The organism is Methylobacillus rhizosphaerae (genome assembly GCF_900187985.1).
In the GTDB taxonomy this organism is placed as follows: domain Bacteria; phylum Pseudomonadota; class Gammaproteobacteria; order Burkholderiales; family Methylophilaceae; genus Methylobacillus; species Methylobacillus rhizosphaerae.
Genome location: NZ_FZOA01000003.1, coordinates 1 through 21,911 on the forward strand (window position 1 = coordinate 1; position 21,911 = coordinate 21,911).

At 50.0% G+C, this 21,911-nt stretch carries 33 protein-coding genes; 24 read left to right on the forward strand and 9 right to left on the reverse strand.

Annotation, left to right across the window (positions count from 1 at the left end; genetic code table 11):
- Positions 1–217 (reverse strand): pentapeptide repeat-containing protein (locus CHB59_RS03685; RefSeq protein WP_143738682.1); only part of this gene is annotated, 217 nt, incomplete at its 3' end.
- Between the two features lie 29 nt (positions 218–246).
- On the reverse strand, positions 247–510 hold the full coding sequence (locus CHB59_RS03690; RefSeq protein WP_089374903.1) for a hypothetical protein: 264 nt from the start codon (positions 508–510) through the stop codon (positions 247–249).
- Positions 511–768: 258 nt separating this feature from the next.
- Between CHB59_RS03690 and CHB59_RS03695 the strand changes: the two genes are divergently transcribed.
- A complete protein-coding gene (locus CHB59_RS03695; RefSeq protein WP_089374904.1) occupies positions 769–1,110 on the forward strand; it encodes a hypothetical protein in 342 nt (113 codons plus the stop codon).
- An 83-nt stretch (positions 1,111–1,193) separates the two neighbouring features.
- Here the strand turns inward: CHB59_RS03695 and CHB59_RS03700 are convergent, their stop codons facing one another.
- From CHB59_RS03700 to CHB59_RS03730, 7 genes are read right to left on the reverse strand one after another with little or no spacing between them, the layout of a single operon-like run.
- Positions 1,194–1,430, reverse strand: a complete 237-nt coding sequence (locus CHB59_RS03700) for a hypothetical protein (RefSeq protein WP_089374905.1) — start codon at positions 1,428–1,430, stop codon at positions 1,194–1,196.
- A 41-nt stretch (positions 1,431–1,471) separates the two neighbouring features.
- Positions 1,472–1,738, reverse strand: a complete 267-nt coding sequence (locus tag CHB59_RS03705) for a hypothetical protein (RefSeq protein WP_089374906.1) — start codon at positions 1,736–1,738, stop codon at positions 1,472–1,474.
- Positions 1,739–1,763: 25 nt separating this feature from the next.
- A complete protein-coding gene (locus CHB59_RS03710) occupies positions 1,764–2,762 on the reverse strand; it encodes a DUF2806 domain-containing protein (RefSeq protein WP_089374907.1) in 999 nt (332 codons plus the stop codon).
- A gap of 18 nt (positions 2,763–2,780) precedes the next feature.
- On the reverse strand, positions 2,781–3,335 hold the full coding sequence (locus tag CHB59_RS03715) for a thermonuclease family protein (RefSeq protein ID WP_245835026.1): 555 nt from the start codon (positions 3,333–3,335) through the stop codon (positions 2,781–2,783).
- The gene (locus CHB59_RS11695) at positions 3,307–4,191 is read right to left on the reverse strand and encodes a hypothetical protein (RefSeq protein ID WP_179212064.1); all 885 of its coding nucleotides are present in this window, start codon (positions 4,189–4,191) and stop codon (positions 3,307–3,309) included. Before CHB59_RS11695 ends, CHB59_RS03715 begins: the two co-directional genes overlap by 29 nt.
- Positions 4,192–4,223: 32 nt before the next feature.
- Positions 4,224–4,424 carry a hypothetical protein gene (locus tag CHB59_RS03725; RefSeq protein WP_143738683.1) on the reverse strand — a complete coding sequence of 67 codons (201 nt, stop codon included), beginning with the start codon at positions 4,422–4,424 and terminating at the stop codon, positions 4,224–4,226.
- 23 nt (positions 4,425–4,447) lie between these two features.
- The gene (locus CHB59_RS03730; RefSeq protein WP_218816204.1) at positions 4,448–5,074 is read right to left on the reverse strand and encodes a LexA family protein; all 627 of its coding nucleotides are present in this window, start codon (positions 5,072–5,074) and stop codon (positions 4,448–4,450) included.
- An 85-nt stretch (positions 5,075–5,159) separates the two neighbouring features.
- On the opposite strand from CHB59_RS03730, the gene CHB59_RS11630 reads away from it, so the two are divergent.
- From CHB59_RS11630 to CHB59_RS03840, 23 genes are all read left to right on the forward strand, one after another.
- Positions 5,160–5,390 (forward strand): YdaS family helix-turn-helix protein, encoded by a 231-nt coding sequence (locus CHB59_RS11630; protein ID WP_143738684.1) that lies wholly within the window; start codon positions 5,160–5,162, stop codon positions 5,388–5,390.
- Positions 5,391–5,790: 400 nt separating this feature from the next.
- Entirely contained in the window at positions 5,791–6,018 is a 228-nt protein-coding gene (locus CHB59_RS03735) for a hypothetical protein (protein WP_089374909.1), read from the forward strand.
- A 14-nt stretch (positions 6,019–6,032) separates the two neighbouring features.
- Positions 6,033–6,233 (forward strand): hypothetical protein, encoded by a 201-nt coding sequence (locus tag CHB59_RS03740; protein WP_089374910.1) that lies wholly within the window; start codon positions 6,033–6,035, stop codon positions 6,231–6,233.
- A gap of 91 nt (positions 6,234–6,324) precedes the next feature.
- Complete coding sequence (locus CHB59_RS03745; protein ID WP_089374911.1) at positions 6,325–8,145, forward strand: DNA cytosine methyltransferase; 1,821 nt, start codon at positions 6,325–6,327, stop codon at positions 8,143–8,145.
- A gap of 71 nt (positions 8,146–8,216) precedes the next feature.
- Positions 8,217–8,348, forward strand: coding sequence for a hypothetical protein (locus CHB59_RS11855; RefSeq protein ID WP_281252010.1), 132 nt, complete (start codon positions 8,217–8,219; stop codon positions 8,346–8,348).
- Positions 8,341–8,751, forward strand: a complete 411-nt coding sequence (locus CHB59_RS03750) for an SANT/Myb-like DNA-binding domain-containing protein (RefSeq protein WP_089374912.1) — start codon at positions 8,341–8,343, stop codon at positions 8,749–8,751. The genes CHB59_RS11855 and CHB59_RS03750 overlap by 8 nt, the downstream gene beginning before the upstream one ends.
- Before the next feature lie 36 nt (positions 8,752–8,787).
- Positions 8,788–9,624 carry a DnaT-like ssDNA-binding domain-containing protein gene (locus tag CHB59_RS11705; protein ID WP_179212065.1) on the forward strand — a complete coding sequence of 279 codons (837 nt, stop codon included), beginning with the start codon at positions 8,788–8,790 and terminating at the stop codon, positions 9,622–9,624.
- Between the two features lie 34 nt (positions 9,625–9,658).
- Positions 9,659–10,015 carry a hypothetical protein gene (locus tag CHB59_RS03760; RefSeq protein ID WP_143738685.1) on the forward strand — a complete coding sequence of 119 codons (357 nt, stop codon included), beginning with the start codon at positions 9,659–9,661 and terminating at the stop codon, positions 10,013–10,015.
- Entirely contained in the window at positions 10,012–10,458 is a 447-nt protein-coding gene (locus tag CHB59_RS03765; RefSeq protein ID WP_089374914.1) for a RusA family crossover junction endodeoxyribonuclease, read from the forward strand. The genes CHB59_RS03760 and CHB59_RS03765 overlap by 4 nt, the downstream gene beginning before the upstream one ends.
- Positions 10,455–10,640 carry a hypothetical protein gene (locus tag CHB59_RS03770; RefSeq protein ID WP_089374915.1) on the forward strand — a complete coding sequence of 62 codons (186 nt, stop codon included), beginning with the start codon at positions 10,455–10,457 and terminating at the stop codon, positions 10,638–10,640. The genes CHB59_RS03765 and CHB59_RS03770 overlap by 4 nt, the downstream gene beginning before the upstream one ends.
- Before the next feature lie 206 nt (positions 10,641–10,846).
- Positions 10,847–11,374 (forward strand): terminase small subunit, encoded by a 528-nt coding sequence (locus CHB59_RS03780; RefSeq protein ID WP_089375128.1) that lies wholly within the window; start codon positions 10,847–10,849, stop codon positions 11,372–11,374.
- The gene (locus tag CHB59_RS03785) at positions 11,367–12,836 is read left to right on the forward strand and encodes a terminase (RefSeq protein ID WP_218816205.1); all 1,470 of its coding nucleotides are present in this window, start codon (positions 11,367–11,369) and stop codon (positions 12,834–12,836) included. The genes CHB59_RS03780 and CHB59_RS03785 overlap by 8 nt, the downstream gene beginning before the upstream one ends.
- Positions 12,837–12,876: 40 nt before the next feature.
- Positions 12,877–13,356 (forward strand): GNAT family N-acetyltransferase, encoded by a 480-nt coding sequence (locus CHB59_RS03790; RefSeq protein WP_089374917.1) that lies wholly within the window; start codon positions 12,877–12,879, stop codon positions 13,354–13,356.
- Positions 13,349–13,651, forward strand: a complete 303-nt coding sequence (locus tag CHB59_RS03795) for a hypothetical protein (protein WP_089374918.1) — start codon at positions 13,349–13,351, stop codon at positions 13,649–13,651. The genes CHB59_RS03790 and CHB59_RS03795 overlap by 8 nt, the downstream gene beginning before the upstream one ends.
- A 3-nt stretch (positions 13,652–13,654) precedes the next feature.
- Complete coding sequence (locus CHB59_RS03800; protein WP_089374919.1) at positions 13,655–15,322, forward strand: portal protein; 1,668 nt, start codon at positions 13,655–13,657, stop codon at positions 15,320–15,322.
- A 45-nt stretch (positions 15,323–15,367) separates the two neighbouring features.
- Positions 15,368–15,697: a Bbp19 family protein gene (locus CHB59_RS03805; protein WP_089374920.1), complete on the forward strand. Its 330-nt coding sequence runs from the start codon at positions 15,368–15,370 to the stop codon at positions 15,695–15,697.
- The gene (locus tag CHB59_RS03810) at positions 15,672–16,325 is read left to right on the forward strand and encodes a hypothetical protein (protein ID WP_089374921.1); all 654 of its coding nucleotides are present in this window, start codon (positions 15,672–15,674) and stop codon (positions 16,323–16,325) included. The genes CHB59_RS03805 and CHB59_RS03810 overlap by 26 nt, the downstream gene beginning before the upstream one ends.
- A gap of 2 nt (positions 16,326–16,327) precedes the next feature.
- A complete protein-coding gene (locus CHB59_RS03815; RefSeq protein WP_089374922.1) occupies positions 16,328–17,389 on the forward strand; it encodes a major capsid protein in 1,062 nt (353 codons plus the stop codon).
- 13 nt (positions 17,390–17,402) lie between these two features.
- Positions 17,403–17,840 (forward strand): Bbp16 family capsid cement protein, encoded by a 438-nt coding sequence (locus CHB59_RS03820; protein WP_089374923.1) that lies wholly within the window; start codon positions 17,403–17,405, stop codon positions 17,838–17,840.
- Positions 17,841–17,849: 9 nt separating this feature from the next.
- Complete coding sequence (locus CHB59_RS03825; protein ID WP_089374924.1) at positions 17,850–18,035, forward strand: hypothetical protein; 186 nt, start codon at positions 17,850–17,852, stop codon at positions 18,033–18,035.
- A gap of 61 nt (positions 18,036–18,096) precedes the next feature.
- On the forward strand, positions 18,097–18,738 hold the full coding sequence (locus tag CHB59_RS03830) for a phage connector family protein (protein WP_089374925.1): 642 nt from the start codon (positions 18,097–18,099) through the stop codon (positions 18,736–18,738).
- The gene (locus CHB59_RS03835) at positions 18,739–21,291 is read left to right on the forward strand and encodes a phage tail protein (protein WP_089374926.1); all 2,553 of its coding nucleotides are present in this window, start codon (positions 18,739–18,741) and stop codon (positions 21,289–21,291) included.
- 90 nt (positions 21,292–21,381) lie between these two features.
- Positions 21,382–21,906, forward strand: coding sequence for a hypothetical protein (locus CHB59_RS03840; protein ID WP_089374927.1), 525 nt, complete (start codon positions 21,382–21,384; stop codon positions 21,904–21,906).
- The last annotated feature ends 5 nt before the right edge of the window (positions 21,907–21,911 follow it).

Genomic DNA, 21,911 nt, shown 5'->3' on the forward strand with positions numbered 1-21,911 from the left:
CACCGCGCAGGTCGGCACCGTACAGGTCGGCACCGCGCAGGTCGGCACCGTACAGGTCGGCACCGCGCAGGTCGGCACCGTACAGGTCGGCACCGTACAGGTTGGCACCGCGCAGGTCGGCACCGCTGCTGACAGCTTTAACGACAGCTTCTTGCAATGTTCCTGTTTCGAACTCACACAAGACAGCGCCCGTAAATCTATGCTTGATCTGAATCATTGCTACTCCTCCCGTGGTTGTAGTCATTACTATTCCCCCTCCATTTCCGCATCCACCCTCTTCTGCACCATGTCGCTGATGTATGACTTGAGTTTGCTGCGCAGAAACTCTGCGATGGCTTCTCGCGCAATAACTAGGTTGTCACCGCGTACGCTCATCAAGTTGGAGATCAGTGAATCAAAGTGAAAGGCATCGCTGTGGTCGAACAACTCCATAGCCCGAGCCACCATTCTTGGGTCTTTCAGAATCTCGGCCTCAACGTCCAGCGTGTGATAGTCCAGGCGGGAATTCATGCGGGATTCCTCACTCGCGCTATAACCTTTGCAGTGGTTGTACCCGGCTGTGTCTTGTCTTGCGATTGCTTGATTTAGGTTCATGGGGGTCTCGGTGTGTGATTTATTCGACACCCAAATAATCACACAACGTGATTATTATTGTCAACACATACCGTGATATTTTTTCAGAATGTGTGATATTTACTGTTAAACTCAGACCAGCGCATACCCTGCAGACAACAAAAAGCCCTCGGGTGAGGGCTGGGGAAGGATGAAATGAACGGGCTACTGATTGAGCTGCTGACTGACTATCGGAAGATGATGTTACTTACTGTTGCGATAATTGGAATTATCGCCAATATATTTGCAATCCGTGCATGCAATAAGGCTTTGCGGGCAACAGAGGCTTCCTCCCGAGCAAAAGAGTTGGCCTCCAGGGCGGTGACATTGGCTTCTGAAGCAAGAGTATTAGCGCCAGATGCTAGGGCGTTGGCTTCTAGAGCTATAGCATTAGCTTCTGAAGCGAGATTCCAAGTTTTAGCTAAAGAAGATTCAGCTCGCAGGCGCTCTATGTTGCGCAACCACTCTTCTGCGACCAGCTTTTCAGAAAATGATTAAACCGCAGCTAGCGAAGATGAGCGCAAATATAAAACGTAGCAGTGTGGTCTATCTAGGCCATGGGCCAGAGGTGTGGATGATGTTCAATGATATTCTCGCGGGTCTTGGATTGGCACCTCATACATATGAGTCGTTTCTTGCCAACCTTGAGTCTGGTGCAGGTATTGCGGGTTTAATGAGACCAGAATCGGTTGATCCGGCCCTTCGAACACAGCAAAAGGTTTACCGTCCTGAAACTCCAACTCGACCGCGAAGATACCTACGGTTTTATTGGCGCGAACAAGGGTACACAGCACCATGTATTTTTTATCGGAGGTCATGATGAATGAATATGAGCACTTGCTTGGAATTGATCCGAGCCTTATTGTGGACCCGGCGCTCGTTGAGAAAATACGTCCAACCAAAGCTCGGCCTCGGAGAGTGAGGCATCTTGCGCAGAAACGTAGAGTGATTTTGCGATTGAGATTTCTCGCATTTGGGAGAATATGGCCGTAAATCTTTCTTGGTCTGGGTGGGATGCTATCAGGGCAAGCAACGCTGTGCGTAATGCCATATTCTGACCAATAATCTTATCAATGCTATTCTGTTGAGACAAAACCAACTTTTTTAAATCATCAATATCACTCACGGGACTATCCTGGCATCAAAAAAATTCAATTACTGAAAACATATGGGGTTTCATTTTTAAGTGTTACTCGACCATTCGGATGAGTTACTTTTTCTGCAATATAAACCTGAAATCCTTTTTCTTTGACTCTTCTCGCTAAATCATCCATTGCTTTCACATTTTCTTCAAACTCACACAAGCTCATTATTTCAATCCCCTGCCTAGTCAAAGAGATAACACTCAAAGTTAAAGTTTTTTTAGGATCAGAGTCGCGAACAACAATAAACTTGTTGCCAAACTTCATACCATTAACAAATTTATTCTCATCCCGAGAACCATAATTAATGGTCAGCCCTATAGAATCAACACCAACGAGAACCCCGATCTCTTGAAGAAGTAATAGTTTGTCGGTATCTAAGCCAAATTCTTTTAGCGTGTCATCACACCCTTGCAATATAGAATTATCAAAAACGAAAGGTGCCATTTGAACTATAACTTCGGCCTCATCTTTACTAATATTCTTCAGTAACTCCAATGTTCGCAATGAATATGTACCTGGCCTGACTATTTCCCCCGCCAATACATTCCCCCATAGCCGCTGCATTTCTTCAGATGAGATGCCTTTTGTCTTTTCCCTCCAGGAGTACATCCAGTCTGACTCAACTTCCTTGTCGTTAGCCTCACTCGTACTTTGGCTTAACTTCTCTTCAGCAATCAAAATTGCTTTTGAAATATTGATTTCCTCTTTTAGATTTCTTTGCAAAGCCAGATTGTTCGACATTTGTTCAAACTTCACCAAATCCAAAGTTGGTTCTATTTTCTCTTGCTGAACATCACTGCCGGAGCTATCCGTCAACAAACATGGTGACTGGATAGTTTTCAAATCTTTTTCTAGTTGGGCTAATTCTCGTTTTTCATCAATCAAAACATCGGTGTTGGCTTTGCCCATTCGCCTGGTTTGCCATGGTTTGAGAAGACCACCAATGCAATCCCTTGTAATGGTATCCCACATCCGAATAATTAATTCTTCACCAGGTGCTTTCATATTGCCTCCCCAAAAAACCTATTTCTCTAATGGCTTCTTTCTAAACTCCCAGGGCGGCACCGGAGCCTTATCACTCCACAGCCCCGCCCTATCCCGCTGCGCCAGATACTCAGCTTGCGCATACCGTGATCTATCTTCTACATCCTGCTCGCGCTCGTACTGTTTGTAATGCCAGGCCATGCCCATCTGCACCTGGCGCAAGTTCATGTCTTGGCCTCGGTAGATCACCTTTCCGATGATCCGCTTGTATCGATCGCGCTTGTTGTAGTCCACATCCACGGTTTTTCCTGCGACTGCATCAGCCAGGGTTTCTTTTGATTTATTGCCGAATGCTTGCTTCTTCTCTGGCGCATCTATGCCCACAAGCCTGATCTTGTGTTGTGTGATGCCTTCAAGCACAACGATGGTATCTCCATCGGATACGCGAATGACTTTGCCGGTGAGGGTGGCGGCGTAGGAGGAGAAAGAAAAAAATATCAATAGATATAATATTAATTTCAGTGCCTTTATTCTCATAATGCAATTAAAATCTATCGACTCAAAGCTATTCTTTCTTATCCTTTCCTTTTTCATTAAAAGAAGAGCCTTTTGCAAAATTAATAGTACGTAATGTAATTATCATATTCTTAAACAAAATGCTGAAACTTTCCGGTGAAACACTTGAATTACTTCTCAGCAATACAGTAATAATTCCATCATTCTCCAATAAAGCATCATCAACATCAGGATGCGATATAGCCCAGGATAAAATCCTAGCCCTCACCATATTTGATTCATTTGATACATCAAATGTAATAGGCACCACTTTCATAATTGGATAATAACTACCTCTAAACATTCTCGATTTATCCGATTTAGATATAGCAGCCCTAATACTTTGCAATTCTTCAAGAATATAGTCTTGGATAGGCACTTCTTTTTGATCTATTTTTGCAACTTTGAATTCACCAAAGTTCTTAAGAAAAGTTGTATATCCATCATTAGATTCTGACTTGCTATAAGTAGCTTGTATTTTCTCAGAAAGCTTTTCTTTAAAATCAGTAATCTTGGCGAATCTTAAGTCTCTTGGATATTCAAGATGTTCAATGCCAGCGGTATCGAATGAGTAAGATGTTTTATCATCTTTTATAATGATCGTTGGTTTATCAAATGCTAGCCTCATACCCAACTCAAACATAACATTTGGATTTTTCCCGCTAACATCACAAACAACTATAGGATTTTCATAAAGATTCTGAACAATCCGCTTTTGAATCAACCCTACATCAGTAGCATCGCTAACTAGATTAGGTTCAAATCCAGAGTCTCTTATAGCATCATATATAATATCTTTGACATCGAGCCAATGACTCGAATTGCAGCCGTCAATTTCAGAAATTGGCATTATTACGCCGCATACTTCCTTTTGTTTTTGTTCTTGGTCAATCATCTCTTCTCCCCGAGAATATTAATTAAATTTCATTAATGGTTCATTATTATTGAGTTATTTATATTATCTAACCTATATTTTAGGTCTCCAACTTCAATAGCCACCCCTCTTATCTCTTGCTCAACGCCCCAAGTCGAAGGAATTTCATTCTTTATTTCATAGCCAATCCACCACAAGCTAAAGAGCAAAGCAACGCGGAATACATTTCTAATCAAATATTCATTCTTTTCCATAATCACCCCCCAAAAAATAGAATTTATATTTTCTTACCCTGAAAAATGACAACTCCACAAATGCTGGCATCCTCATTTATTTCCATTATTTTGTCTGGCCAATCAGGGTTCAAAGGCTTGATATATTTCCTACCTTCCTCAATCATCAGCATCTTAAATGTTGCTTCTTTGCTGTCATCAAGCCTAATCACCACCAAACTTCCATTCTCAGCAGTCCTGTCTGGATCAACGAATATTAAATCTCCATTGGCAAACGAATGTCTGCCATGTGGGTTGAACATTGAATCCCCCCTCACACGCAAGACGAATGTTGCCGGACTATGTCCTACTGGACATTGAAGCCAGTCTTCCGCATCCCCGGGTTGGAAATTATCAACAATCTCCTCCCACCTCCCCGCTTGAACCCAGCTAATCAATGGAACCTTCCCTTTAAAATCTGGCCCAGCCTCAACGTTTTCATCCACAAAAACGGTTAATGGATATCCAAGGGCTGCAGCAATTTTCCTCAAGTCCGACAGCACAGGCACCCTTATGCCCTTCTCGTAGTTGGATATTCTTGTTTGAGAAGTCCATCCACACCGCTCTGCCAGCAACTCCTGACTGATCTTGGCTTGCTTTCTGTAGTACTTAATTTTTTCTTTAATTTCCATAGTTTGATTTTTATCACTTAATGTGTTGCCACACATCCACGTTTCGTGATTTAATTAATCACATAACGTGGTTATAGGGAATGCAATGTCAAATATTCAAAATCCATTACTTCGCGCCATAGATATCTGTAGTGGTGTTTCCAGCCTGGCTGCAGCTATTGGGGAAAATCAAACCACGGTATCCATGTGGAAAAGCAGAGATAGCGTGCCATCCAAGTACTGGGACGCCATTGAGTCTGCAGTTAGCAGCAAAGTTACTGCAATTGATTTTCTTGAGTATGAGCGAGCTAAGAAATTAGCCATTTCTGCTGCTTAGCAAAGGCTATCTCATGAGACCTCACAAGCTATCGCCAAGAATTGATCGCATATATAGCGCACACCATCCGGTGTGTGGGATGGATCCCTCTACTCCTCCGGATGTATGCGGGTGTCACGAAATTACTTCCGCAACGGATCCTTGGCCCGTAGAGCAATTGGATCCATCTCCACGTTTATCGCTTTTTTGCAAATCGGGCATGAGTAGGAAATGCATCGGAAAGTTTTTCCTCCGAGCACTTTTCCGTCGATTCCCTCGATTACCACGTGAGAAATAAGTGATGAGCAGTGTGGACACATTGTCATGGTGGCTTCCTTGGTGTTTGGTTGTGTGTGGAAACTCAATCGTATCACCAAGGCAAGCTGCCACCTTTTTCAAACATTGATTAGAAAGTAAAGCCATGTATTCAGACCCTTCAAAAATTAGAGACAAGGTGGTGAAGATTCGCCTGAACGCCTCTGAAGCTCAATTGATTGAAGCGTTGGTGAACTACACCGGAGAAGAAGCCGCGCCCATGTGTCGAGAGATGCTATTGGAACAAGCGCGGCATGTTCTCTTTGGTGGAATGAATTCTATGCAAGGTCGTGGTGGTAATGAAGTCCACGAAAAGTCCCTATCCGTGGCCTGAGAGGGACCTCAAAAGTGACTGAAAAGGGCCTGTCTTTGCCTTTGTCGGAAAAAGAGCTGGCAATTGTGCAGGCGTATGCAGATATGAATGGGTTCACCGTGGACGAAGCCGCCAGCAAATTATTGAGTGAAGCAATTGCTAAGCGCGTACGGAAAAACACTGGGAAAGGCCGTGCGAAAGTCTACCCCATACGCAGAGAGCGAGAGATCAAATGACCCCCATCCAACTAGCCATCGGCCTACTGATGCTGATTGTTGTCGTCATGTTCATAGCGTTTATTTCGGATTTACCGGGGAGTGATAAGTGATGCGAACTCATCATTTACAGCAAAACCTCGATATCCATCAAAAGCTGATCATTGATCTTTTTGCCGGGGGCGGTGGGTTCTCGGAGGGTGTTCGGCTGGCTTCTGGTCGCAACCCGGATATTGCCATCAACCACAACGATGACGCACTGAGCATGCACAGGGTTAATCACCCTGATACGCGCCATTTCATCGCGGACGTGTTTGAGGTTGACCCTCGCACAGTGACGCAGGGGCGAGCGGTGGGGCATCTGCACGCATCGCCAGATTGCACACACCACAGCCAGGCGGCAGGTGGACAGCCGCGCAACGAAAAGCGCCGGGCTTTGGCCTGGGTGGTCAACCGCTGGGCAGGCCAAGTTAAGCCGGATGTCATCTCTCTGGAAAACGTGGTGCAGATGCTCCAATGGGGACCGCTGGTAGCTAAGCGCTGCAAGATGACAAGGCGCGTTGTGAAACTGGACGGAAGTGTTGCTGAGCCAGGTGAGCGTGTTCCGCGTGAGTTTCAGTACCTGGTGCCAGACCCGAAACAAAAAGGCAAGACCTGGCGGCGCTTTGTCTCCGTGCTGGAAGGCATGGGGTACGAAGTCAAGATCGAGGCAAGCAAGGCTTGCGTCTATGGCGCTGGAACGACACGAGAGCGGTTATACATGATCGCCCGATGCGATGGCCTGCCAGTGGAATTCCCGGAAGCAACGCATTTCAAAAAGCCTGCAAAGGGACAGAAGAAGTGGAGCGCAGCTCATGAGCATATCGACTGGAGCATTCCCGGCAAAACGATCTTCGACCGGAAAAAGCCTCTGGCGGAAGCGACCATGCGCCGTATTGCCAAGGGCATCAAGCGGTTTGTGCTGGACAACCCTGAGCCTTTCATCATCCAGACCAGCAACACGAAGGCGAACGGCTCCTGCATTTTTGATATCAACGAACCCCTGCGAACCATGACTACACGCCGGGAATTCGGTGTAGCCAATCCTATCATGGTGCAGATCACGCAAAGCAATGGCGGCGGCGTGCGATCGATGGAGGACCCGTTGCCCACTATCACAACCGCCAAAGGTGGGGAATTTACGGTTGTATCTCCGGTGATGGTGCAAGCAGGACATGGCGAAGGGCAACCAGGTAAGGGGCAACGCTGGGGAAGTGGCACGAAATCAGCTGAAGAACCGATTGGCGCAATCACTACCAGCAACGGTCAGGCACTGGCAGCGGCATATCTGGCTCGAATGAAGTTCGACAATGTGGGAGCTGATCTCGCTGATCCATTGCCAACAATTACAGCCGGTGGAAATTCAAAAAGACCAGCTGGTGCTGCACATTCTCTTGGTTTGGTGGCCGCCAGCATGGTAACCATGCGTAACAACATGGACGGAGCCGATATCAATAAGCCCGTTAAAACCATGACCTGCGGTGGTGGCCACCATGGTTTAGTGGAATGCCACCTCTCAAAAGAGGACGAAGCCCGCGCATTGCGTGTTTCGGCTTTCCTGATGAGCTACTACGGCACAGACAACATAAGCAGCCTGGACGAACCGGCGCCGACAATCACAACGAAAGACCGCCTGGCGCTGGTCACTGTGTATTACCAGGGCGAACCATATGTGATTGTTGACATCACCCTGCGCATGTTGGAGCCGCATGAGCTTTATTCGGCCCAGGGTTTTCCGAAAAGCTACATCATCACCCACGGTCATGACGGCAGAAAGTTCAGCAAGAGCGCTCAAGTAAAGATGTGCGGTAATTCAGTATCGCCATTGGTCGCAGCGGCGTTGTTCCGGGCGTGTCACAAGCATGATGACCTGCTGATCAGGAGGGTCGCGTGACATGCCCGCAATGCACAAAACCACACACATTCAACATGTCGTGCACCCAGTGCCAGGCGAAGCACATCAACATGATCTCAAAAGCAGATGCCAAGGCGTGGCTACGGAAACTCCGGGATGCTCAGGGAGCCGATGCCATGAATGCGGTCATTGCGGAAGCAAAACGATTGAAGAGCCAGCAAGGACAGAGTGGTGATGAGTAATCCCGACTTCCACACACATTCAGGCAACCGCATCCCCTGGACTGATGAAGAACTCAGCTACCTGATCCAGGCATGGCCCAACACTCCCCTGCATGAGATAGCCAGGCACATTACAAGGCACAGCCCAGGCTCGATCCAAAGCAAAGCGTATCGCATGGGGTTGAAGCGCGACCCCAGTTACTCCAGGCAGGTGCGCTTGCAGAGCTCAAGGCTGGGCGCAGAAGCTATCCGCAACGGCGCCAGTATGAAGCAAGGGATACCTCCCGGCGTCACCACCTACGGTGCGCTACATGGAGCCGCAAGAGTTTTTTTGATTGATCACCGACCACCCGCTATGGAGAGACGCGCATTAACGCCCTCCCCTCGCACGTATGTGTCCGGTTCAACTATGGGGACATTATGAAACACCGATATTACTCCGTCCTGGAGGGGAAATAACATGGCAAGAATCCGCTCAATAAAACCAGAGTTTTGGACATCAGAACAGATCATCGAATGCTCGCCGATGGCTCGATTGTTATTCATCGGGATGTGGAACTTTTGTGATGACGCAGGAAATCACACCGCTAGTGCAAAAACTCTCAAGGCTGAAATCTTCCCTTCGGACGATATTACCTCGACGAACGTTCAGCTATTGCTCGACGAATTGGTAGCGAATGAATTGATAGTCCTGTACACCGCAGAAAATAAGGATTTCTACCACGTTACAGGCTGGAAAAAACATCAGAAGATAGATCGTCCTACCGTAAAACACCCTCCTTTTGACGAGAAATCAATTGCCACTCGTCGAACGTTCGACGAACGATTACCCCCGGAGAGGAATGGAGAGGAGGGGAATAGGAATGGAGAGGAGGGGAATAGGAATGGAGAGGAAGGGAGTGGAGAGGAAGTAGGAGAGGTTAGTGAGACTATCACCAGGGAAACTTCAAATCCGCCCCCTCCCCCTGTTGACTACGAAAAATTTTCCATGCATCCCGACTGGGTACCGAGCAATCAGCTTGAAACGCTGTGCAAGATGTCCGGGGTCAGCATTACGCCCAACACCTCGAACAGCAGCCTGAAGGAATTCAGGACGTACTGGTACACCCGGCAGAACATCCAGCGATCGCAGAACGAGTGGGATCACGCTTTCGTGAAATCGCTGAAATCCACGCAGGAGCGGCAATCTGGACGTTCACCGCCAGACCGAAGAACCCGAGCGGAGATAGCCGCCAATTCACTTCACGACCCAATCCAGGACGAGCAATCAGGAGGCGAATATGCACAACTCACATGACATGCCGATGAACGTGGTACGCAAGGTTTTCACGGTGCTACACGGGAGATTTGGCAATGCGTTTTTGAACAAATTCGCGACTGGAAAGCTGATCACGGTTCAAGGTCAGGACCACCCCAGGGACATGGGCGTTGAGACTGCGATGCGGACATGGGCCAAGCAGCTGGGAGGGATGACTCCAGACCAGATCGCCTATGGCTTGGGGTTCGATTACGACTTTCCGCCAAGCTGCGACGAGTTCAGGCTACGCTGCAGGGAGTACCGCAAGCCTGTGGTTTTCGGACAGGCTCAGTTGCTTCTGCCGAAGCCGAAAGCGACACCGGAGCGCAAGGCGGAGCATCACGCCAATTACGCGAAACTGCGGGAGCAACTGGGATGGGGGGCGCAATGATCAGCTTGACTCTGCCCTACCCTGTTTCCAGCAATCGCTACTGGAGAACTTTCATGCCCAAGGGCTTCAAGGCCCCGGTCACAACCCTCAGCCAGGAAGCCAAGGATTACAAGCGGACTGTGGCATGGATGTGCAAAGAGGCGGGTATTCGCAAGCCTTTCACGGGGCGTATTGAGCTAACGATCAAGCTCTATCCGAAGCGCCCCCTCGATGCTGCAAAGCGCATGCGACTGGATCCGGAAACCTGGGACGATACGGTGCAGTGCATCGATCTCGGGAATTGCGAGAAGGTGCTATCGGATGCGCTTAACGGCATCGCCTGGGTTGACGACAAGAAGCACCGGCGAATTGTGCTTGAGCGTATGGAACCCGATGGTGATGCCCGAGTGGAAATCGTGATTCGGGAGATGGCGCCGGCCAGAGTGCAGGAGGTGTTGCTATGAACCACAAGCCGGCTTTACCTCATGCGGCTCAGGAAATTCTGAAAGAAGCTGCAAGAACAAGCACCCCGGGGGGGCTGAGTAGGCGCATTGCGGTTGATAAAGCCATTGAGCGAGTCAAGCGAGAGTGGCCAAAGTATTTTCAGGTGGAGGTGAATCATGACCAGGCTGATAGCGGTGAATGAACATGGGTACCGAATCGGAGAAGATCATCACAACGCAAAATACTCAAACACGGAAGTTGGCATGGTTTTCCAGTTACGAGATTCGGGAATGAGTTACTTGGAGATTGCACGAAAAATGGAAATTCCAAAAAGCACTATCAGGGATTTTATCAAGGGACATAAGCGCTGCCAGTTTGCAGCGAAGCACAAGAAGGTTGAGGTGTGAGATGTTAAACATCAAGCAGAAAATGTTTTGCAAAGAATACATCAAGGATTTCAACGCAACCCGCGCCGCGATTGATGCCGGGTATAGCGATAGAACAGCAAAACAGATTGCTTCTCAGCTGTTGACCAAACTTGACATTCAAGCCGAGATTGAGAAGTTGAAGACAGAGCGCGTCGAGCGTGTTGAGGTTGATGCCGACTACGTGGTCAATCGCTTGATTGAGATCGACAACATGGATGCTCTGGACATCATGACGCCTGATATGCAACTCAAACCAATCCACGATTGGCCTAAAGTATGGCGTCAGTATCTCAGTGGATTTGATCTGGCCGAGATGGTCGAAGGTGCCGGGAAAGATCGTGTTGTCATTGGTGTGTTGAAGAAAATCAAATGGCCGGACAAGGTGAAGAACCTGGAATTGCTTGGGCGTCACTTTGGGATTTTCAAAGATCGACTAGACCTGAATTTCACCGCCAATCTAGCAGACCGACTGGCGCGCGCACGGGACCGCAGCAATGTCGATGAGTGATCTTGATGCCGAGATTATCGACCTCGCTGCATCCTGCGATAAGGATCCGCTGCGCTGGGCAATGATGGCTTACGACTGGGGTCACGGTGAGCTGGCAGACTATTCCGGCCCGCGCTCATGGCAACGCGAGGCGCTGGACGAGGTAGGCCAGGCATTGCGCAATCCTGCTACGAGATTCAACCCGATCATGATTGCTCGGGCATCAGGCCACGGTATCGGGAAATCAGCTTTCATCGGCATGGTAGTGAACTGGGCTTTAAGCACCTGTGAGGATTGCAAGGTGGTGATCACAGCCAATACTGACACTCAGCTGCGCACCAAGACATCACCAGAGGTTGGCAAGTGGCAACGTCTCTCAATCACGTCAAACTGGTTCGATGTCAATGCAACCAGCGTTGCATCACGCGACACCAAACACACTAAGAACTGGCGCGCAGACTTCGTGCCATGGAGCGAACACAATACCGAGGCTTTCGCCGGCCTGCACAACAAGGGCAAGCGCATCGTGCTGGTATTCGATGAGGCATCCGCAATCTCGGACAAAGTCTGGGAGGTCGCCGAGGGCGCGCTGACAGATGAAGGCACAGAGATCATCTGGATTGCGTTTGGGAATCCCACTCGAAACGTGGGACGCTTCCGCGAATGCTTCCGCCGCTACCGTCATCGATGGCTGGCAAAACAGATCGACAGTCGTGACGTGGAAGGTACGAACAAGGAGCAGATTGCAAAGTGGGTTGAGGATTACGGCCTTGACAGTGACTTCGTGAAGGTGCGTGTTCGCGGCATGTTTCCGAGCATGTCCTCACGTCAGTTCATCAGCGAGAACGATGTAACAGAGGCGTATGGCAAACAGCTGCAGGCAAGCCAGTACCGCTTTGCACCCGTTATCATCACGGTTGATCCGGCATGGGAAGGTGATGATGAGCTGGTGATTGGTATGCGCCAGGGGCTGATGTTTCAGATACTGCACAAGATGGCGAAGAACGATAACGACCTGGTAGTCGCACAGATCGTGGCGCGGTACGAGGATGAACACAAGGCTGATGCGGTGTTTATCGATGGCGGATTCGGTACTGGCATTGTCTCAGCTGGGCGTGGAATGCGGCGCAATTGGGTGATGGTATGGTTTGCTGGTCAGTCAGGGGATATCGGCTGCATCAACAAACGCGCTGAGATGTGGAAAGCCATTCGGGATTGGCTGAAAGAAGGCGGTGCCATCCCGGATGATCCGGTGTTGCGTGATGAGTTGCAGGCACCAGAGATTGTGCCGCGCCTCGATGGAAAGCTGCAGATTGAATCCAAGAAGGAAATGAAAGCGCGCGGCATCCCTTCACCGAACCGCGCAGATGCCCTGGCGCTATCGTTTGCTTATCCGGTTCAGCAACTGACGCGTCAGGAAAGGCTGGCTCGCGAACTCGGGATAGACAACCAACAGCCTCGCGACTACGACCCTTACGCGTAACGGTGCGCGTATCTGCCAGGCATGGATTTATCTTGCTGGCATGGACAAAATCACAATCAGGCAATGCACTGTAGCGGAAATGCTCGCGACTCCGAATCTTGGGGAGCTATTCTCCGAGTACGCATCAGAGGCTGCTATTCCGGACCTTGGCGCCCCCATAGTCCACTATGACAGTTACAGAACAATGGAAAGCGCTGGACTGCTGCACATATTCGCAGCCTTCGACGGCGACCATCTGATCGGCTTCCTTGTGATGATTGCCAGCATCTACCCGCATTTTGGCAAGCTTCTAGCCTCCACTGAATCCTACTTCGTTTCTAAATCTCATCGTCATACAGGTGCGGGGCTGAAACTCATGGCAATTGCTGAACAAAAAGCCAGGGAACTTGGCGCCATAGGCTTTTACGTCAGCGCTCCGCTGAATGGTGTTTTGGACAGACTGATTGAGCGTAAGGGATTCAATCTGACAAACCGGGTTTTCTTCAAGTCATTTTCAAACTCAGGAGACAGTCATGTCTGACGCAATATCCGCAATCACATCTATCGCTTCTGCCCTTTCTCTTGTCAACGGTAGTTCCCAAGCATCGGAAGCCAGAGCGTCACGCCGTGAGGCAGCTGCTGCAGCGGCTCGTCAAGAAAAAGCAGCCGACGAAGCAACTAATCGTGCAAACCAGAAAAGTGCTAATCCACTGGCTTCACTGAGCGCCGCACAGCAAGCCGCTCGTGGTGGTGTCTCTGGCACGATGTTGACCGGATCTCAAGGCGTCGATAATTCGGCGCTGAGTTTGGGCAAGAACACGCTGCTTGGTGGTTAACACATGGCTGAACTTACACAACGTCAGCAAATGATATCCAGATGGGGAGCGCTTAAAAACGAGCGCTCAAGCTGGATGTATCATTGGCAGGAGATCAGTGACAACCTGCTGCCACGCAACGGTCGATTTTTTGTAACCGACAAAAACCGAGGCGAAAAGAAACACAATCAGATCCTGGACAGCACGACTACCAGGGCGTTGCGCGTGTTGGGCGCAGGCATGATGGCCGGCCTTACCAGCCCTGCCCGTCCATGGTTCCGGTTAACTACACTCGACCCTCAGTTGGACGAGTCGAACAACGTCAAGATATGGCTGGCAGAAGTCACGCGCATGATGCAGATGGTGTTTGCCAAGTCCAATACCTATCGTGCGCTGCACTCGATGTATGAGGAGCTGGGAGCATTCGGCACAAGTTCAAACATCGTGCTATCGGACTATGACTCGATCATCCATCACTACCCTCTGACCATCGGCGAATTTGCAATCGCAACGGATTATCGCGGTGACGTAGATACTCTGTACCGTGAATTCCAGATGACAGCAATTCAGATGGTGCGTCAGTTCGGCAAAGATAACTGCAGCACCGCCGTGCAAAGACTTTACGACACTCACAACTATGATGCATGGGTACCTGTAATCCATGCCATCGAACCACGCATGGATCGCGAACATGGCAGACGTGATGCCAAGAACATGCCTTGGCAGTCTGTCTATTTCGAACTTGGTGGAGATAGCAGCAAAGTGCTAAGTGAGAGTGGATTCCGCAACCTTCCTGCCCTTTCCCCTCGCTGGCTGGCCACGGGTGGAGACATCTACGGCAATAGCCCAGGCATGGAAGCTCTTGGCGATATCAAACAGCTGTATCACGAGCAGCTCCGCAAGGCTCAGGGCATCGATTACAAGACCAAGCCTCCATTGCAAGTCCCCACTTCCATGGTCAACCAGACAATCAACACCTTGCCTGGTGGTGTCAGCTACGTTGACCCAGCAAATCCTAATGGCGGTATCCGCTCCGCCTTCGAAGTTAATCTCGATCTTTCTCACTTGCTTGCTGATATCCAGGACGTTCGGCAACGCATTAACAGCTGCTTTTATGTTGACTTGTTTCTGATGCTGGCCAGCAGTCAAAACCCACAAATGACAGCCACCGAGGTTGCGGAGCGTCACGAAGAAAAGATGCTGATGCTAGGCCCAGTCACTGAGCGCATCGGCAATGAAATTCTCGACCCTCTGATTGATGTCACATTTTCAAACCTGGTGGAAAACAACCTGATTCCTCCGCCTCCGGAAGAACTGCAAGGACGCGAGTTGAATGTCGAGTATATCGGCATGCTTGCCCAGGCTCAGCGTGCGATTGCAACAAATGCCGTAGATCGTTATGTCAGCAGCATCGGCGTGGTGGCAGGCATGAAGCCCGAGGTGCTCGACAAGTTTGATGCCGACAAATGGGCAGATGCTTATGCGGACATGCTGGGCGTAGACCCCGAGCTGATTGTACCAGGTGAACAAGTCGCATTGATACGTGAACAACGCGCACAGCAACAGCAGCAAATGCAACAGGCGGCAATGCTGAACCAAGGCGCTGATACAGCACAGAAGTTGGCTAGTGCAGGCACAGACGACGACAACGCATTGACTGACATTACACGAGCACTCTCCGGCTACACCTAACAGGGGGTGCGCGTATCTATTCGCCTCGGTTTTAGAGTAGCCCCTATGAATGATTACGACCCTAATGACATCAACGGACAGCAGAAGATAGAGGAAACCGCCGAGCGTAAACGCAAGGTGGCTGTTGATCAGGAGGTCGCTGATTTTAAGTGGCTCATGGAAAGTAAGCGAGGCCGCAGGATCGTGTGGGGATGGCTTGAGAGGTGTGGTGTTTTTCGACTCAGCTTTAACGCCAACTCAATGACGATGGCCTTTAACGAGGGAAACCGCAATCTCGGATTGTCTCTCATCGCAAAAATCCATGCGCTGTGCCCGGAATCTTATTCCGTCATGGTCAAGGAAAACACAAATGACGACAGAAACACTGATGACTGACACTGCCAACAATTCCACGCAGGCTGGGGACGCATCAACACAGGCCGATCAAGGGACTGAACAAACCCAGAACCAAGAAGGCCAACAGCAAGCTGCTGATCAGCAACCAGCTGACACTGGTGCAGATTCTGCAGCCGCTGCCGGAGCTGAGGAAGGCAAGCCAGAAGGTGCACCAGAGTCATATGACTTCAAGGCTCCGGAAGGCCAGGCATTCGATGAGGGCGTTATCTCTGCATTTTCGGAGGTAGCGAAAGAATTGAACCTCAGCCAGGACAATGCGCAGAAGGTACTCGACAAGATGGCTCCTGTCATCCAGCAACAGCAAGTGCAGCAACTCTCACAGGCTCGCGCTGCATGGGTAGAGACAGTAAAGGCAGACAAGGAAATCGGCGGCGACAAGCTGAACGAAAACCTTGCCATTGCTCAACGTGGCATCAAGCACGTTGGATCGCCAGAACTGACCACTCTGTTGAACGAGTCCGGCCTTGGTGATCATCCCGAGGTCATCCGCACTTTCGTCCGCATCGGCAAGTTGTTCAGCGAGGATGGATTTGTTGCTGGCAAACCTGCTGCGCACTCCCAGAAATCCACTGCAGAAATCCTTTACGATAACCCACAAGGAAATTAAACATGGCAACTCTACCCTTAAAAAACCACAGTACCATTGTCGATGTGGCCAAATCTTTTGGCCCTGATGGCAAAGTTGCAAAAGTCGCGGAGCTTCTGGCACAAAGCAACGAAGTTCTATCATTTCTTCCATACCGGGAAGGCAACTTGCCAACCGGGCACAAAGGCGTAGTACGTACTGGCCTGCCAACCGTCTACCTGCGCAGCTTCTACAAGGGCGTGAAAGTCAGCAAGTCTGGACGCGCCACCATTGAGGATGTCTGCGCTATGGCAGAAGGTCGCAGCGAGATTGACGTTGATCTTGCAGCACTGAACGGTAACGCCAATGAATATCGCGCCTCAGAAGCTGTGGCTTTTGTCGAATCCATCAATCAGACTTGGGCGCAACAACTCATCTATGGCGATTCGTCCATTGAGCCAGAAGGCATCATGGGTCTAACTCCTCGTTATAACTCCAAGTCAGCTCAGGCTGGTGCAAATATTATCGACGCCGGCGGTACTGGCTCCGATAACACATCAATCTGGTTGCTCGTTCTGGGCGATGAAACTATCCATGGCATCTATCCTAAAGGCTCTCAAGCTGGCTTGCAGCATAAAGACTTGGGCGAAATTGATGCTGAGGATGAAAACGGTGACAAGTACCGTGCACTGGCAGAGCTCTGGAAATGGAAATTCGGACTGCACGTCAAAGACTGGCGTTATGCAGTGCGTATTGCCAACGTGGATGTTTCCGATCTGATCGCACAGTCTGGCACTCAAGCCATCACTGCAGCCACCTGGATCAACAAACTGATGATCAAGGCTATGGCGCGAATTCCAAGTATGGGTATGGGTCGGCCTGTTTTCTTGGCCAGCAGAACAGTCAAGGAAATGTTGTCTGTTGGCGCGTTGGACAAATCGCAGAATGCTCTTTCCTTCGCCGCCGCCCTCGATCAATACGGACACGTAGCCCCCGGCTCCGTAGCAGGTCAAGGCCAAGGCATCAGCGGTGGTCAGTTGTTATTCCAAGGTGTTCCAGTGCTGACGGTTGATCAGATCCTGTCCACCGAAGCACGCGTTGTATAAAGGAGAAATGCAAATGGGTATGTTAGATAAAGAAGCCAAATTCGCAACGGCACAGGCTGTTACAGCCACTGGTGATACTGCTAGTTCCAATGTTTATGACGCAGGCAATGCAGCATCATCTGATATTGGCCTGGCGCGCGAACTGTGGTTGAACGTCAGTGTCCGTGATGCCGCTACTTCTGGTGGTGCTGCAACACTCACCCCGGTGCTGCAGCACTCGGATGACAACTCAACATTCAGTGATGCACAGGTTGGGCCAACTGTAGCCCTGGCAGGCTTAACTGCTGGCGCCACCTTGTGGCAGGCGCCCTTGCCTGTCGGCCTGAAGCGTTACACTCGTGTGGCCTTCCGTGTGGCAACTGCAGCGCTGACTGGTGGCACCTTCGATGCTTACCTCAGCTTGGATGTGCAGCGCAACATCGCTCGTCCATCTGGCTTTACTGTAGCGTAAGGAGGCGCCATGAAAGTTATCGCTTTAAGTAATGGGTACCACCCCAAGTCTCCCGGCAGTCCAGCTCAGTACATCCGTACTGGTGAAACGTTTGAAGTTGAAGATGGAGTGAAGGCGTCATGGTTTGCACCAGTTGATGAGCCAAAACAATCCACTGCCCAGTCAGACAAGACCAAAAAAGACACTGGCGCTTAACCAGTAGTCAGCAATTCAACACAGGGGCTCTCATGCCCCTGTTTTTGTAGGAGGGTACACCATGGCCTCAGAAGTAGAGATTTGCAATTTGGCACTAGCCAGGCTTGGAGATGATGCCACGATTGCCAGTATCGATCCGCCAGAAGGATCAATGCAGGCTGAACATTGCCAACGCTTCTATCCAATCGCACGTGACTCCATGCTGGAAGTGCATGATTGGAATTTTTCGAAACGCAGAACGCTGTTATCTCGATTGACTGTGAATAGCTGGAACTGGAGATTCGCCTATGCAGAGCCTGCAAACGTGATCAGGCTGCTCGCTGTCCTGCCTCAACATGCCCCCAGCGATCAAGACAGTGTTCCTTTTGAATCCGAAGGTAGCGCCAGCGGGGCATCTATTATTCTCACCGATCTGGAAGATGCAACGCTACGCTATACAGAGCGCGTAATTGATACCACAAAGTTCCCTCCCCTGTTCACCGATGCCCTTGCCTGGCTCCTGGCATCTTATCTTGCCGGCCCAATTATCAAAGGCGCCGAAGGTGCATCCATGGCGCAGAAATGCTACCAGTCTTTCATGCTGATTCTGGGGCAAGCAAGAACATCCGAAGCCAACCAAGTGCAAAAGGACATTCGGCATATCCCTGATTGGATGGCCGCTCGCGGAATGGTTGAATGTGGTGACTTCTTGGGGAGGCGTTAAATGGCATATAAAATCCCGCAAATTTCATTCGGTGGCGGTGAAGTCAGTCCAGAGATGTACGGTCGCATTGATGATGCACGTTACAGAGCAGGATTAGCCAAGTGCCGAAACTTCGTGATAAAGCCACAAGGGCCCGCCGAGAATCGCCCAGGCTTTGCTTATGTGTGTGAGGTGAAGGACTCCTCGAAGGCTGTACGCTTGATCCCGTTTACTTTCTCCTCCACACAGACCATGGTGATAGAAATGGGCGAAGGTTACTTCCGTTTCCATACCAATGGCGCAACCATCATGGATGATGATGGCATCACTCCCTTGGAGCTGGCCAGCCCTTACGCAGAGAAAGACCTGTTTGACATTCACTATGTTCAGTCTGCTGATGTATTAACCCTTGCACACCAGGAGTACGCGCCCAGCGAATTGCGCCGCCTTGGTGCTACTCAATGGGAGCTGAAAGAAATCAACTTTAACCCGTCCATTCAGCCACCACAGAATGTCCTTGCAGTGGAAACCGGAAGTACCGAGGACAAATATACGTATTACTACGTTGTCACTGCTCTGGATACTTACGGTACAGGAGAGTCGAAACAGTCTGTAGAAGCTAGCGTCGAGGGTAATTTATTCGAGACTGGAGCGACCGTGACGGTCTCGTGGGATGCTGTATCTGGTGCGACATCATACAATGTGTACAAGCTGCAAGGTGGCATCTACGGATATATAGGTCAGACCAATGGTAACAGCATCGTCGATGACAATATCGCTCCAGACATGAGTAAAACGCCACCAATTTATGACCCCACATTTGCTGCGGGTGGGATTGAGTCGGTACCTGTATTGGACGGCGGTAGCGGTTACGGCACGGAGATAAAAGGTGGCGGCATAACCAAAATCACCATGACAAACAAAGGTAACAATTACCGGTCGCCGGTGCTTACCGTTTCCGATCCCACTGGCACTGGCGCTACATTCCAAGCTACCTCATCAGGGTTTGGCTCTCCGATTTTTAGCGTAAAAGTCCTTACGCCTGGTTCCGGGTACACCAACCCAACATTCACTTTCTCAGATGCCGTAGGTTCTGGCTCCGGCGCATCATGCATCGCTTATATAGAGGATATACCCACGAATACCCCTGCCCTTGAGGTCACCGATACGACAGGCAGTGGTGCATTACTTGTTCCCATCATTAACAGCAGCAATGAAGTTGTGGGTGTAAATGTTGTCAATCCTGGACAAGACTACTCATCGCCAGTGATCACCTGGTCAAATGCAGCAGGTGGTTCCGGCGCTGTATTCGGTGATGCTGTGCTGGGTGGTGATGACTATCCAGGCGCAGTCTCATATTTTGAACAGCGCAGATGCTTCGCTGGATCTGCGAATAAGCCCCAGAACATATGGATGACGAAATCCGGAACTGAGGCGAACATGTCTTACTCCCTGCCGGTGCGCGATGATGATCGAATCTCCTTTCGCGTAGCGGCAAGGGAAGCAAATACCATCCGGCATATTGTCCCAATGACTCAGCTTCTTCTGCTGACTTCATCTGCAGAATGGCGAGTAGGATCAGTTAACTCCGATGCCATTACACCCAGCACAATCAGCGTCAGCCCACAGTCCTACGTTGGGGCATCCAATGTCCAGCCATCTATCATCAACAATACGTTGATATACGGCGCCGCACGTGGTGGTCATGTGCGAGAGCTGGCTTATAACTGGCAGGCAAACGGCTTTGTCACTGGCGATCTCTCATTGCGGTCATCTCACCTGTTCGACAATTATGAAATACTTGATATGGCCTACGCCAAGGCCCCGCAACCGATCATGTGGTTTGTGTCATCCTCTGGAAAATTGCTTGGCCTCACATATGTTCCAGAGCAGCAAGTTGGCGCCTGGCATCAGCATGATACGGACGGCATATTCGAGTCTTGCGCAGCGGTAGCGGAAGGCGGTGAGGATGTCTTGTATTGTGTCATTCGGCGTGAAATCAATGGTCAGTCTGTGCGGTATATTGAGCGGCTGCATTCGCGTCTGTTTACCGATAAGCAAGACGCTTTCTTCGTTGACTGCGGCTCGACTTATTCCGGCCCCCCTTCTGATGTCATCTCAGGCCTTGATTACATAGAAGGCAAGACAGTCAATATCCTCGCGGATGGCGCGGTACATCCTCAGCGCGTAGTCACTGGCGGCAGTATTACTTTGGATGTCGAAGCCAGTATTGTGCATATCGGATTGCCCATTGAGAGTGACTTCAAGACACTACCTTTGACTGTCCAGCTGCAGGATGGCAGCTTCGGGCAAGGGCACATCAAGAACATCAACAAGGTCTGGCTGCGGGTGATTAATTCTTCGGGCGTATTTGCAGGCCCTGACGAAAATTCATTGACAGAATACAAGCAGCGTACAAATGAGCCATGGGGCAGTCCACCTGCCCTGAAAAGCGCCGAGGTTTCCATTACATTATCGCCGTCTTGGAATGAAGGTGGACAAATCATGATTCGACAAAGCGACCCATTGCCATTGACCGTTGTCTCCCTGACTGCAGAAGTGACAATGGGATAGTGCGCGTATCTCTGTAACCAGTGGGTATCGTTCAATCATCAACCACAGATTGGACGATATCCCATGGGATTTTCCACAGCTCAATTAGCAATGTCCTCTTTGGGACTGCAAGCCGGAGGTGCAGCAGCATCTGGCATCGGTAGTTTTTTCAGCGCAAAAACACAGCAATCCAATCTCGACACGCAGGCCATCCTTGCGGAAACCAATGCCAGACTTGCAGAGCGCACTGCGCAATCTGCTATCAATCAAGGACAGAAACAAGTTGGCGCATTGACGCTCAAGGCTGGACAGCTCAAAGGCGCTCAGCGAGCCAGGATTGCCGCCAATGGTGTTGATCTTGGTGTTGGAAGTGCCGCCGAGCTTCAGGCCTCAACCGACATCATGAAGGACATCGACAAGAACACTATCGAGACCAACGCGATACAAAGCGCCTGGGGATACCGCAGCCAAGCTATCAACTATGAACTGCAGGCCAATACATTGCGGTCCAGCGCCGATGCGATAAGCCCTTGGGGAGCTGGCGCATCATCATTACTTGGTAGCGCCGGAACAGTGGCCAGCTCCTGGTACCAGATGAAAAAGTCAGGCGCCCTTGACGGCACCTGGTTGGGATAAGGGGA

What these genes read in the sequence shown, in the direction of transcription:
- CHB59_RS03690 (WP_089374903.1), bottom strand. Translation starts at nt 510, where the DNA reads ATGAATTCCCGCCTGGACTATCACACGCTGGACGTTGAGGCCGAGATT.
- CHB59_RS03695 (WP_089374904.1), top strand. Translation starts at nt 769, where the DNA reads ATGAACGGGCTACTGATTGAGCTGCTGACTGACTATCGGAAGATGATG.
- CHB59_RS03700 (WP_089374905.1), bottom strand. Translation starts at nt 1,430, where the DNA reads ATGACCTCCGATAAAAAATACATGGTGCTGTGTACCCTTGTTCGCGCC.
- CHB59_RS03710 (WP_089374907.1), bottom strand. Translation starts at nt 2,762, where the DNA reads ATGAAAGCACCTGGTGAAGAATTAATTATTCGGATGTGGGATACCATT.
- CHB59_RS03715 (WP_245835026.1), bottom strand. Translation starts at nt 3,335, where the DNA reads ATGAAAAAGGAAAGGATAAGAAAGAATAGCTTTGAGTCGATAGATTTT.
- CHB59_RS11695 (WP_179212064.1), bottom strand. Translation starts at nt 4,191, where the DNA reads ATGATTGACCAAGAACAAAAACAAAAGGAAGTATGCGGCGTAATAATG.
- CHB59_RS03725 (WP_143738683.1), bottom strand. Translation starts at nt 4,424, where the DNA reads ATGGAAAAGAATGAATATTTGATTAGAAATGTATTCCGCGTTGCTTTG.
- CHB59_RS03730 (WP_218816204.1), bottom strand. Translation starts at nt 5,074, where the DNA reads ATGGAAATTAAAGAAAAAATTAAGTACTACAGAAAGCAAGCCAAGATC.
- CHB59_RS11630 (WP_143738684.1), top strand. Translation starts at nt 5,160, where the DNA reads ATGTCAAATATTCAAAATCCATTACTTCGCGCCATAGATATCTGTAGT.
- CHB59_RS03735 (WP_089374909.1), top strand. Translation starts at nt 5,791, where the DNA reads ATGTATTCAGACCCTTCAAAAATTAGAGACAAGGTGGTGAAGATTCGC.
- CHB59_RS03745 (WP_089374911.1), top strand. Translation starts at nt 6,325, where the DNA reads ATGCGAACTCATCATTTACAGCAAAACCTCGATATCCATCAAAAGCTG.
- CHB59_RS11855 (WP_281252010.1), top strand. Translation starts at nt 8,217, where the DNA reads ATGATCTCAAAAGCAGATGCCAAGGCGTGGCTACGGAAACTCCGGGAT.
- CHB59_RS03750 (WP_089374912.1), top strand. Translation starts at nt 8,341, where the DNA reads ATGAGTAATCCCGACTTCCACACACATTCAGGCAACCGCATCCCCTGG.
- CHB59_RS11705 (WP_179212065.1), top strand. Translation starts at nt 8,788, where the DNA reads ATGGCAAGAATCCGCTCAATAAAACCAGAGTTTTGGACATCAGAACAG.
- CHB59_RS03765 (WP_089374914.1), top strand. Translation starts at nt 10,012, where the DNA reads ATGATCAGCTTGACTCTGCCCTACCCTGTTTCCAGCAATCGCTACTGG.
- CHB59_RS03770 (WP_089374915.1), top strand. Translation starts at nt 10,455, where the DNA reads ATGAACCACAAGCCGGCTTTACCTCATGCGGCTCAGGAAATTCTGAAA.
- CHB59_RS03780 (WP_089375128.1), top strand. Translation starts at nt 10,847, where the DNA reads ATGTTAAACATCAAGCAGAAAATGTTTTGCAAAGAATACATCAAGGAT.
- CHB59_RS03785 (WP_218816205.1), top strand. Translation starts at nt 11,367, where the DNA reads ATGAGTGATCTTGATGCCGAGATTATCGACCTCGCTGCATCCTGCGAT.
- CHB59_RS03790 (WP_089374917.1), top strand. Translation starts at nt 12,877, where the DNA reads ATGGACAAAATCACAATCAGGCAATGCACTGTAGCGGAAATGCTCGCG.
- CHB59_RS03795 (WP_089374918.1), top strand. Translation starts at nt 13,349, where the DNA reads ATGTCTGACGCAATATCCGCAATCACATCTATCGCTTCTGCCCTTTCT.
- CHB59_RS03800 (WP_089374919.1), top strand. Translation starts at nt 13,655, where the DNA reads ATGGCTGAACTTACACAACGTCAGCAAATGATATCCAGATGGGGAGCG.
- CHB59_RS03805 (WP_089374920.1), top strand. Translation starts at nt 15,368, where the DNA reads ATGAATGATTACGACCCTAATGACATCAACGGACAGCAGAAGATAGAG.
- CHB59_RS03810 (WP_089374921.1), top strand. Translation starts at nt 15,672, where the DNA reads ATGACGACAGAAACACTGATGACTGACACTGCCAACAATTCCACGCAG.
- CHB59_RS03815 (WP_089374922.1), top strand. Translation starts at nt 16,328, where the DNA reads ATGGCAACTCTACCCTTAAAAAACCACAGTACCATTGTCGATGTGGCC.
- CHB59_RS03820 (WP_089374923.1), top strand. Translation starts at nt 17,403, where the DNA reads ATGGGTATGTTAGATAAAGAAGCCAAATTCGCAACGGCACAGGCTGTT.
- CHB59_RS03825 (WP_089374924.1), top strand. Translation starts at nt 17,850, where the DNA reads ATGAAAGTTATCGCTTTAAGTAATGGGTACCACCCCAAGTCTCCCGGC.
- CHB59_RS03830 (WP_089374925.1), top strand. Translation starts at nt 18,097, where the DNA reads ATGGCCTCAGAAGTAGAGATTTGCAATTTGGCACTAGCCAGGCTTGGA.
- CHB59_RS03835 (WP_089374926.1), top strand. Translation starts at nt 18,739, where the DNA reads ATGGCATATAAAATCCCGCAAATTTCATTCGGTGGCGGTGAAGTCAGT.
- CHB59_RS03840 (WP_089374927.1), top strand. Translation starts at nt 21,382, where the DNA reads ATGTCCTCTTTGGGACTGCAAGCCGGAGGTGCAGCAGCATCTGGCATC.